The sequence below is a fragment of the Martelella sp. UBA3392 genome, assembly GCF_002358775.1.
In the GTDB taxonomy this organism is placed as follows: domain Bacteria; phylum Pseudomonadota; class Alphaproteobacteria; order Rhizobiales; family Rhizobiaceae; genus Martelella; species Martelella mediterranea.
The window spans coordinates 1-9,766 of sequence record NZ_DEPM01000138.1 but is presented as its reverse complement, the minus strand read 5'-3'; the positions used below and the strand labels follow the sequence as shown (position 1 = coordinate 9,766).

Annotated in this window: 10 protein-coding genes; 8 read left to right on the top strand and 2 right to left on the bottom strand. The window is 62.5% G+C overall.

The window, feature by feature from the left end; translation table 11 throughout:
• A partial coding sequence (locus B4E36_RS10260; protein ID WP_345900308.1) for a mandelate racemase/muconate lactonizing enzyme family protein occupies window positions 1-964 on the bottom strand: 964 nt, incomplete at its 3' end.
• Here B4E36_RS10260 and B4E36_RS10255 point away from each other — a divergent pair.
• The 8 genes from B4E36_RS10255 (at window position 963) to B4E36_RS10220 (ending at window position 9,321) form a co-directional block, all read left to right on the top strand.
• Window positions 963-1,649, top strand: coding sequence for a tripartite tricarboxylate transporter TctB family protein (locus B4E36_RS10255; RefSeq protein WP_292057733.1), 687 nt, complete (start codon window positions 963-965; stop codon window positions 1,647-1,649). The two genes, B4E36_RS10260 and B4E36_RS10255, sit on opposite strands and share 2 nt — an antisense overlap.
• A 12-nt stretch (window positions 1,650-1,661) precedes the next feature.
• Window positions 1,662-3,170: a tripartite tricarboxylate transporter permease gene (locus tag B4E36_RS10250; protein ID WP_292057731.1), complete on the top strand. Its 1,509-nt coding sequence runs from the start codon at window positions 1,662-1,664 to the stop codon at window positions 3,168-3,170.
• 3 nt (window positions 3,171-3,173) lie between these two features.
• On the top strand, window positions 3,174-4,376 hold the full coding sequence (locus B4E36_RS10245) for a CaiB/BaiF CoA transferase family protein (protein WP_292057730.1): 1,203 nt from the start codon (window positions 3,174-3,176) through the stop codon (window positions 4,374-4,376).
• Window positions 4,377-4,400: 24 nt separating this feature from the next.
• Window positions 4,401-5,372 (top strand): Bug family tripartite tricarboxylate transporter substrate binding protein, encoded by a 972-nt coding sequence (locus B4E36_RS10240; RefSeq protein WP_292057728.1) that lies wholly within the window; start codon window positions 4,401-4,403, stop codon window positions 5,370-5,372.
• Between the two features lie 96 nt (window positions 5,373-5,468).
• Window positions 5,469-6,527 (top strand): Ldh family oxidoreductase, encoded by a 1,059-nt coding sequence (locus tag B4E36_RS10235; protein ID WP_292057726.1) that lies wholly within the window; start codon window positions 5,469-5,471, stop codon window positions 6,525-6,527.
• Window positions 6,528-6,533: 6 nt separating this feature from the next.
• Window positions 6,534-7,403 carry a fumarate hydratase gene (locus tag B4E36_RS10230; RefSeq protein ID WP_292057724.1) on the top strand — a complete coding sequence of 290 codons (870 nt, stop codon included), beginning with the start codon at window positions 6,534-6,536 and terminating at the stop codon, window positions 7,401-7,403.
• A complete protein-coding gene (locus B4E36_RS10225) occupies window positions 7,396-8,016 on the top strand; it encodes a fumarate hydratase C-terminal domain-containing protein (RefSeq protein ID WP_292057722.1) in 621 nt (206 codons plus the stop codon). Before B4E36_RS10230 ends, B4E36_RS10225 begins: the two co-directional genes overlap by 8 nt.
• Window positions 8,017-8,364: 348 nt before the next feature.
• The gene (locus tag B4E36_RS10220; RefSeq protein WP_292057720.1) at window positions 8,365-9,321 is read left to right on the top strand and encodes a sugar-binding transcriptional regulator; all 957 of its coding nucleotides are present in this window, start codon (window positions 8,365-8,367) and stop codon (window positions 9,319-9,321) included.
• Between the two features lie 3 nt (window positions 9,322-9,324).
• Here B4E36_RS10220 and B4E36_RS10215 read toward each other — a convergent pair.
• A partial coding sequence (locus tag B4E36_RS10215; protein WP_345900307.1) for a DAK2 domain-containing protein occupies window positions 9,325-9,766 on the bottom strand: 442 nt, incomplete at its 5' end.

The window sequence follows — 9,766 nt, the reverse complement described above, 5'->3', positions numbered from 1 at the left end:
GGCCGAAGATATTCTCCACATGCATGGCGTTCGGGAGCGCAGCCGCGAGATGGACCGAAAGCTCCGCGGCCCCGTGAGGGGAGACCGGAATGCCCGCTGCCGCGCCCAGCGCCGCGATCTTCACGAATTCGGTAATGCCGCCGACCTTCCAGACGTCAGGTTGCAGGAAATCCAGCGCGCCGGCGCGGATATAGTTCCAGAATTCGAAACGGTTGCAAAGCTGCTCGCCTGCCGCGATCGGCATGCCGATGGCCGTCCGCAGCGCGGCATGGCCGTCGATCGTATCGGAAAGCAGCGGCTCTTCCAGAAACAGCGGCGCGGCCTCGAGCAGCAGGCGGGAACGCTGAATGGCTTCGCCGGGCGACCATTTCTGGTTGGCGTCGAGCATGAGCTGGCAGTCCGGCCCGATCAGTTTGCGGACCGCCATGACCCGCTCGCGGTCTTCATCCAATCCGGGCCTGCCGACCTTGAGCTTGAAGGCCCTGTAGCCCTCTTCGAGTTGCCCGCGCGTTTGCGCCAGAAGGTCGTCCTTCGAAAGGTGAAGGTTGATGGCGCTGGCATAGACCTCGACCGTGCTTCGGGCGCCGCCCAGCAACCGGTAGAGCGGCTCGCCGGCGGCCTTAGCCTTCAGATCCCACATTGCAATGTCGATCGCCGAGAGCGCCAGCGTGGTGATGCCGCCCGGCCCTGCGGCATGGCATTCCATCCATAGCCGCTGCCAGACCTGCTCGGTGTTGCGCGGATCCATCCCGGTCAGCATGGGGGCGAGATAGCCGGTGATCAACGCTTCAGCGGAGGCGGCGCCCACGCCCGCCGTCGTGCACCAGCCGGTTCCGCTCTGCCCATCCGACGTGTTTACCTCGACCAGCACCAGTTCGCGGTGGGTCATGGTCACGCGGCTGGAGGTAAAGGGTTGCTTCAAAGGCAATCGGTAGCCGCTGCAGCGGACTTCGGTAATTTTCATGTCGGTTATCGCCTCCCTCGCTTACCCGGAAAGCCGTGCCGTTCTGGCAGCAGCCTTGCGCCGGCCCATCTTGCCGGAGCCGGGGGACGCACACCTTGTCGTTATCCCCGCCTTTCGCCTGTCGAAACGTCGGCGAGTGGCTGTATCGCTGAATCGGCACGCGGATATTGTGAACGCGCCGTCGCGGATTCCTTCAAAAAAGACGAGAAATGCTCGAAACATGCAGAAAACAAAACTCAACGCCGATCTGATTTCCGGATTGCTTTTCATAGCGTTCGGTCTCTGGTTCTGCGGTTCTTCGGTCTATGGACTCAAAATCGGTAACGCGTTCCGCATGGGACCGGGCTTCTTTCCGGCCGTGCTGGGCGGTCTTCTCGCGCTGCTCGGCCTCGTCATCGTCGTCAGCGGCCTGCGTTCGGATGAAGCGCCGTTGACGCTGTCGAACGTGCCCTGGCGGGCTGTCGTGCTCCTGCCGGTGGCGCTCATCCTGTTCGGCGCGGCCATGAAACCGCTCGGCCTTGCCATTGCCCTTCTGCTGCTGTGCTTCTGTTCGGCCATGGCGATCAAGGAGATGACGCTGCTGAAATCGGCGGCGTTGTCGGTCGCTGTTACGCTGCTGTGCATCGGCATCTTCTCTGTCGCGCTCGGGCTTAACCTGCCTCTTCTGGGCAATTGGCTGCGATAGGAGGCTGCACCCATGGATTTCATCAACAATCTCGCACTGGGTTTTTCGGTCGCCTTCGCCGTCAAGAACCTGTTCTTCTGCTTTGTCGGCGTGTTGGGCGGTACGCTGGTCGGCGTATTGCCGGGCGTCGGACCATTGGCGACGATCGCCATCCTGTTGCCGGTCACTTTTTCCATGGGGCCGGATTCGGCGCTGATCATGCTTGCCGGCATCTATTACGGCGCCCAGTATGGCGGCTCGACCACCGCGATCCTGCTCAATCTTCCCGGTGAGGCGTCATCAGCCGTCACCACGCTCGACGGCTACCAGATGGCCCGTAACGGCAGAGCGGGGCCGGCGCTTGCGACCGCGGCGCTTTCCTCGCTGTTTGCCGGAACGGTCGCGACCCTGATCATCGCGCTGTTTGCGACGCCGCTTACCCATGTGGCGATGGCCTTCAGGCCGCCCTCCTACTTCTCGATGATGGTGCTCGGCCTGATCGCGTCCGTCGTGCTTGCCCATGGCTCGGTGCTGAAGGCGATCGCCATGGTGCTGCTCGGGCTGTTGCTCGGCATTATCGGCACGGATATCTACACCGGCACAACCCGCCTCAACATGGGCATGCTCGAACTTGCCGATGGCGTCGACATCGTCGCGCTGGCCATAGGGTTGTTCGGCATCGCCGAGATCCTGCGCAATCTGGAGACGACTGAAGTTCGCGATGTCCTCAACGAAAAGGTCAAGGGGTTGTGGTTGTCGCGCGAGGATTTCAAGCGCATCTTCATGCCGTCGGTGCGCGGGACCGCGATTGGCTCGGCACTCGGCATTCTGCCGGGCGGGGGCGCGATGCTCTCCTCGTTCGCGGCCTATATCGTGGAAAAGAAGGTCTCGAAGAACCGGGCCGAATTCGGCCAGGGCGCGATCGAGGGCGTCGCCGCACCGGAAGCGGCCAACAATGCCGGTTCGCAGACCGCCTTCATCCCCATGCTGACGCTCGGGCTACCGTCCAACGCCGTGATGGCGCTGATGATCGGGGCAATGATCATTCAGGGCATCCAGCCGGGACCCGACATCATCGTCAAGCAGCCTGGTATGTTCTGGGGCCTGATCGTGTCGATGTGGATCGGCAATTTCATGCTGGTGCTCCTGAACCTGCCGCTGATCGGCCTTTGGGTGAAGTTTCTGTCGGTGCCCTATTCGGTGCTGGTCGTGGCGGTGATGGCGTTCAGCGCTGTCGGCATCTACTCGGCCTCCGGCACGCTTTTCTCGATGTACGAACTCGGTTTCTTCGCCTTGCTCGGATACCTGCTGATGCGGCTTGGCTGCGAGCCGGCGCCGCTGACGCTCGGCTTCATTCTCGGCCCGATGATGGAGGAGCAATTGCGGCGCAGCATGTTGATGTCGCGCGGCGATCCGACCGTTTTCCTGACAGAGCCGATCAGCCTGGCATTTCTCGTTGCCGCCGCCATCGTGCTCGCCCTGCTGGCGCTGCCGTCGATCGCCCGCAAGCGCGAAGAAGCTTTCATTGAAAGCGAGGGCTAGACCATGAACCCCATCAACGACATCCGCCCCTTCGAGGGCATCAGGGTACTCGACATCACCCATGTTCTGGCGGCGCCCTTCGCGACCTACCAGCTCGCGGTTTTCGGGGCCGACGTCATCAAGATCGAAAACCCGCACGAACCGGAACAGACCCGTATCGATGGCAGCGATCCGCAGCTTTCGGCCGATAATATCGGCACCCACTTCATCATCCAGAATGGCGGCAAGCGATCGCTCACACTGGATCTTAAAACCGAGCAAGGGCGCGAGATCCTGCGCAAGCTGGTGCCCGGCGCGGATATTCTGGTCGAAAACTTCCGGCCGGGAGCACTGAAGGCGCTGGGGCTCGGCTATGAGGATCTCAGAAAACTCAACCCCCGCCTGATCTACGCCTCGATGTCCGCCTTCGGGCAGGACGGGCCGCGCGGCGGGCAGACCGGATACGATCAGGTCATCCAGGCGGTGTCGGGCCTGATGATGGTCAACGGAACAGCCGATATGGTGCCGATGAAGGTCGGCACGCCGGCCGTTGACTATTCCACAGGCGCGATGGGCGCGTTCGCGCTCGCCGCAGCCCTTTTCCAAAGAGAAAGGACCGGGATCGGGCAATATATCGATCTTTCCATGCTCGATACCGCCTTGATGCTGATGGGCGCCCATCTGACCAATTACAGCCGTTCGGGCAAGGAACCGAAGGCGGGCGGCAACCGGCACGAGTTTTCGACATGCGGGCTCTACGACACGGCTGACGGCAAGCTTCAGATCGCCGCCATCAATCTGCGCCAGCAGGAGCGGCTCTGGAAGGCGCTGGGGCATCCCGAACTGGTCAAGGCCAATAATGGTGAACGCCGCAAGGGCGCCGATGCCGAGCGCGCAATCCTGTTGCCCATCCTGCTCACCAAAACGGCGGCCGAGTGGGAGGACTGGTTTCAGGACCATCATATCCCCGCCGCCCGGATATGGACGTTGCCGGAAACGCTGGCCCACGGCCAGCTCGAAAGCCGCGACATTCTGCACCATTACGAAGATGAGCCCGGTATTCCCGGAAAGATCACGGCTCCCAAGGCCGCGTTCAAACTGGATCACGGCGGCGCGCGGATCGATCGCCCGCCACCGCGTCTGGGCGAGCACAACGAGGAATTGCTCGCCGAGCTCGGCTATAGCACCGAAGAAATCGCCAACCTGCGAGCAACAGGCGCGATCTGAACCCAAAATGAGGAGGAGGACCCCATGAAACCCCTGACACTATTGACTTCCGTTTCCCTGGCACTTGCGGCATTGACAGGCGTCGCCGTTGCACAGGAGAGCGACTATCCAAACGATCTTGTCCGCGTTGTCGTCGGGTCATCGCCGGGCGGCACGGCCGATACCGTTTCCCGGATCGTTGCCGACGCCTTGAGCGAAAAATTCGGCGAAACCTTCGTCGTCGAGAACCTGCCGGGGGCCGGCGGCGCGCTTGCGGCATCCGAGGTCAGGAGCGCGGAGCCGGATGGCTACACCATCCAGTTCATCTTCTCGTCGTTCTCGATCCTGCCCTCGCTGAACCCGGATGTGAACTACGACCCGGTCAAGGATTTCGAGGCCATTACCATGGTCTCCTATGCGCCGAACCTGCTGCTCGTGAACCCGTCCTTCGGCGTGAAAACCTTTCCGGAATGGGTCGACAAGATCAAGGCCAATCCCGGCAAGTATGACTATGGCAGCGGCGGGATCGGCTACAGTCAGCATCTGTCGATGGAAATGCTGTTGCAGGATATCGGCGGCGATGTGGTGCATATCCCCTATGCCGGCAGCGGCAACCTGCTCGGCGCCCTGATCTCGGGCGAGATTCCATTCGCCTTCGACACGCTGACGACGGCCGTGCCGCACATCGAATCCGGTGCGCTTATCCCTCTGGCGATCACCAGCTCCGAGCGGTCCGAGATATTGCCGGACGTGCCCGCGGTCGGCGAGTTCGTTGAAGGCTACGAACTGACCGCCTGGAACGGCTTTGTCGCGCCGGCGGGCACACCCAGGGAAATCGTCGACGAATTGAACGCCGCGATCGTGGAATATCTCGAGACCGACGAGGCCAGGGCGTTCTTCGGCAAGCTCGGAACCGCGATCGCCGCGAGCACGCCCGAAGAATTCGAACAGGTGATTGCCGGCGACTACGAAAAATTCGCAGTGGTGATCAAGGAAGCGGGCATCACCGCGCAATAAGCCAGACAAGCCGGGCAGGACGGAGTTCGTGCCCGGCTTCCCGACGCATGCCCGCCTGGAGGCGAATGCGTTTTGCCATGCTGCGGAGCTCTGCCAATGTCAGATGAGGTAACTTTTTCAGCCGATCTCCTGCGCCGCTACGCGACTGATCTTTTCACGGCGGCGGGTCTTTCGGCGCAAGCGGCGGGGCGCGTTTCCGACGCCCTGATCGAGGCCGATCTTTCCGGGCGCGGTTCGCACGGGATGTTGCAGGCCGACAGGTATATCGAGCGGCTGATTGCCGGTGCGATGTCGATCGCCGACGCGCCACAGGTCGTCAGCCGAAGTCACGGCGCGATCGTGCTCGATGCCGATGGCATGGAAGGGCATCTGGTCGCCGAGGATGCGATGATGTTGGCCATAGAAACGGCCCGTGAAACCGGCATTGCGGCCGTCGCGGTTCGCCGGGCGCAGCATATGGGCGTGGTCGGGCGTTATGTGCGCATGGCCGCCGAGGCCGGCTGCGTGGGAATTGCCATGGGCAACACCAAGCCCGTGATGGCCGCCCCCGGCGGTGTGGAAAAACTCGTGGGCACCAATCCGCTTGCGATCGGCATACCGGCGACGCGGGAGGCGGTCGTGCTCGATATGGCAACCAGCGCGGGCACCTACGGCCGCATCCGACAGGCCAACGCACTTGGCCTGGATATTCCCGCCGGCTGGGCGCTGGATGCCGATGGCGTTGCGACCACGGACCCGGCGGAGGCGATGAAAGGATTGTTGCTGCCGGTCGGCGGCGCGAAGGGCTTTGCCCTGTCCTTCATGATCGACCTTCTCGCGGGGTTATTGTCCGGCGGGGCCTGGGGAACAAAGCTCGGCCTGATTGACGACAGCACCGTCGGACCACAGATGTCGTCCTATCTTTTCATCGTGCTCGATATCGCGTCTTTCCGGCCACTCGAGGAATTCAAGGCGGAAGCGGATGAAGCGATCGCCGGGGTACGGCAATCGCGCAGGGCCGAAGGCGTGGACCGGCTCTATACACCCGGTGAACGCAGCGCGGAACAGCTCGCGGCGAGCAAAGGTGCAATCAGGCTCGCTCCCGCCGTCGTAAAAGCGCTTGCCGAACGCGGGCGGCAACTGGGCATCACCGTGCCTGCAGAATTTCTGGAGTGATGAGCCATGACCATCGGCTACGACATCATCAGGGAAACCGCGCGGACGCTGTATGATCGGGCGCTCAAGCGCATTCCGGAAAATTCGAAGGCGGCGCTGGAGAACGCCCTTGAAACAGAAAGCTCGCCTTCTGCCCGCACGACGCTCGAATTCATGATCAAAAGCGCCCGCCGCGCCGAAGAGAAGTCCACTTATGTCTGTTCGGATGCGGGTTTTCCGGTCTATTTCGTCAAGATCGGCACGAAGGCCCGGTTCGAGGGCGATATCAAGAGGGCGTTTGTCGATGCGTTCGACGAACTGGTGAGAACGATCGAGCCACCGATCCTGAAATTCGTTACCAACCCGCTGACCGGCGAGCGCAGTTATCACGGCAAGGACATGCCGCATATCACCTGGGACTTCGTCTCGGATGACGATTGCATCGATATCACCTGTTCGCCCAAGGCGCTCGGTTCCGGGCGCTGGGCCGCGCTGGAAATCTTCAGCTATCCCAGGCTTGAGGAGATCGAGCGCTATATTCTCGATGTTTCCATAAGGGCGGGATCGCAGCATTGCCCGCCAGTGGTTATCGGTGTGGGCATAGGCGGGTCATTCGACCATGCCGCGAAAATGGCGAAACTGCAGACATTGCGACCGTTCGGGACCACCAATCCCGAGCCAATCCTTGCCGCGATGGAGGAGCGGCTTACCCGCGCCGTCAACAAGACCGGATTCGGGCCCATGGGCACCGGGGGCGACACCACTGCGCTCGGCGTCCACATCGACTACGCCTCGGGTCACGGCTTCACGCCGGTGGCCGTCTGTTTCAACTGCTGGATCAACAGACGCACCCGGGCGCGTATCTCCAATGACGGGAAGGTGACCTATCTTGAGTGAATACATTCTCGATCTGCCGGTCTCCCGCGATCTCGCTCGCTCCTTGAAGCTCGGCGATACAGTCTTTTTGCGCGGTGATGCCGTGATCACCGCCGGCTATCCCACGCATCAGCGCCTGATGGACTGCATCGAGGAAGGGCGGCCGCCACCGGTTTCGATGGATGGCGGGGCATTCTTCCATCTCGGCTGCATGAGCCGCGAGGAGGAAGGCGCGCTCCGGCCGCTTTACGTCAATCCCACCACCAGCACACGCTTCAACGCCTTCATGCCGCGCATCATCGAGCATTTCGGCCTGACCGTTATTGGCGGCAAGGGAGGACTCGATGACGCTTGTGTTGCCGCCATGAAGAAGACGGGTTGCGTCTATCTTTCCATCCTTGGCGGTGGTGCGCCATTGCTGACGGAAGGTATCGAGGCGATTTGCGAAACCGGCTGGAACGATCTGATCGTCCAGTTCCGCCTTTCCCGGGTCAGGCTGGACATGTTCGGACCGCTGACAGTGGCCATCGACGCGCACGGAAACTCGGTCTACGCCGATCTCAACGCCAGCGCCCAGGCCCGCCTTCCCGACATCATGCGCGCGCTTGCGAGGGACAGGTCAATTCAGATGTGAGCTTCCTGCACTCAAAACAGGACTCGTCGCACGGTAGATACCGCGGCATTCATTATGGTGCGTTCGTAGCTGACAGGACGGTGGCTCATCACAGCGGGGTAGCGGCGAATCTCGTCACCGGCATTAACCTGACATCCCTCCGTCAGGACATGTACGGTGGTTGGCCCGACCGCGACATCGGCCCGCTATTAGCTGCTTCGACCAGAGCTGACCGGGCACGGCTTCGCGATCACCTTCGTACCGATATCTTATGGTATTCTTTCAGCGCAGATTCGCATATATCGGCAAGTCTCGGTTTGGTCTTGCTGATAGACCGGGCCGCCGACCAGAATGATGGGTGAATCGAGCGTGGACGATCCGAACGACAGCCTTCCGGAACAGCTTGAGCGCGCGCGCGTGGCCTGGTTCTACTTCGTGGGCGGATTGACTCAACAGGAAATCGCGGCCCGGATGAACATGACCAGGCTCAGGGTGAACAAGATCATCGGCCAGGTGCGCGAGGACGGCGCGGTCCAGATCGACGTCATGCTGCCGCTCAGCGGCTGCATTGCGCTGGCCGAGGCGGTTGCCGAGCGCTACGGCCTTGCCGAAGCCACCGTGGTTCCTGACGTTCCGGATTTTCTTGAACAGAAACGGGTGATCGGCGAGGCGGCCGGCGCGATGGCCAGCGGCCTGATCGAACGGCGCGATCTGGGCATCGGCATCGCTACGGGCCGCACGCTGAGTTTCGCCGTGCGCCGCCTCAATGCGCGCCCGCATGCCAATAGCTGGGTGGTTGGCCTGACCGGGGGCGCCACGCGCTCCTCCGGCACCAACACGTTCGAGGTGGCGACGAGCCTTGCCCGCAAGCTGGGCGTCGAATGCCATTACCTGACCGCCCCGCTCTATTGCGCTTCGCCCGAAAGCCGCGAGGCGCTGCTCCTGATCGACGAGTTGACGGACGTACTGGCCCGGACCGAGATCGCCGATCTCGGCATCGCGTCCTGCGGCTGGCTCGCCGAAGATACGACGCTGACGCAGATCAGGGTCGTGAAGGACAATCTGGACGAGATTCTGAAACGCGGCGCGGTCGGCGAATTTCTGGGCTGTTTCCTGGATTCCCGGGGTCAGCCGGTCGATCATTTCCTGAATGATTCGATCATGGCGCTCAGTCCCGAGAAGATGAAGCTCAAGCCGATGTCCATGCTTGTCTCCGGCGGGATCGAGAAGGTGCAGATCATCCGGGCGATCCTGCGCGGCGGCTACGTCAACCGGCTTGCCACCAACGAAGCCGTGGCCCGGGCGCTGATGGCCGGGCCACGGTAGATTTCACTTGGGAGCGCGAGCCTCCGCCAGAGCGGCGGCCATGGCCCGCAGCGTGACCCATGTCGATGCTGCGCCCGGGTCGATATGGCCCTTGGAACGTGCGCCGAGCTTGGCCGAACGGCCACGGCGGGATTCAAGATCGGCCGTCGCCTTCATGCCGGCCTCCGCGCCGTCGCGGGCGGCATTGATGACATCGAGCTCCGATCCATTGGCGGCGGCCTGCTGCGCGCGTTCGACCGCCGGCACCCAGGCGTCGATCATGGTCTTGTCGCCCGGTTCCGCGCGGCCCCGGTCGCGCACGCCCTGAAGTGCGGCGGCAAGCCATGCCGCCAGCGCCTCGGCATCGAGGTTCAGGCGGTCGCTGACCGCGGCACCCGCGCGCAGGAAGGCGGTCGCGTAAAGGGGACCGGAGGAGGCGCCGACGGCATCGAGGAAGGCCTTGGCC

Excerpts from the sequence above, each read along its gene's own strand:
- B4E36_RS10245 (WP_292057730.1), top strand. The coding sequence starts at position 3,174 with ATGAACCCCATCAACGACATCCGCCCCTTCGAGGGCATCAGGGTACTC.
- B4E36_RS10250 (WP_292057731.1), top strand. The coding sequence starts at position 1,662 with ATGGATTTCATCAACAATCTCGCACTGGGTTTTTCGGTCGCCTTCGCC.
- B4E36_RS10235 (WP_292057726.1), top strand. The coding sequence starts at position 5,469 with ATGTCAGATGAGGTAACTTTTTCAGCCGATCTCCTGCGCCGCTACGCG.
- B4E36_RS10255 (WP_292057733.1), top strand. The coding sequence starts at position 963 with ATGTCGGTTATCGCCTCCCTCGCTTACCCGGAAAGCCGTGCCGTTCTG.
- B4E36_RS10230 (WP_292057724.1), top strand. The coding sequence starts at position 6,534 with ATGACCATCGGCTACGACATCATCAGGGAAACCGCGCGGACGCTGTAT.
- B4E36_RS10240 (WP_292057728.1), top strand. The coding sequence starts at position 4,401 with ATGAAACCCCTGACACTATTGACTTCCGTTTCCCTGGCACTTGCGGCA.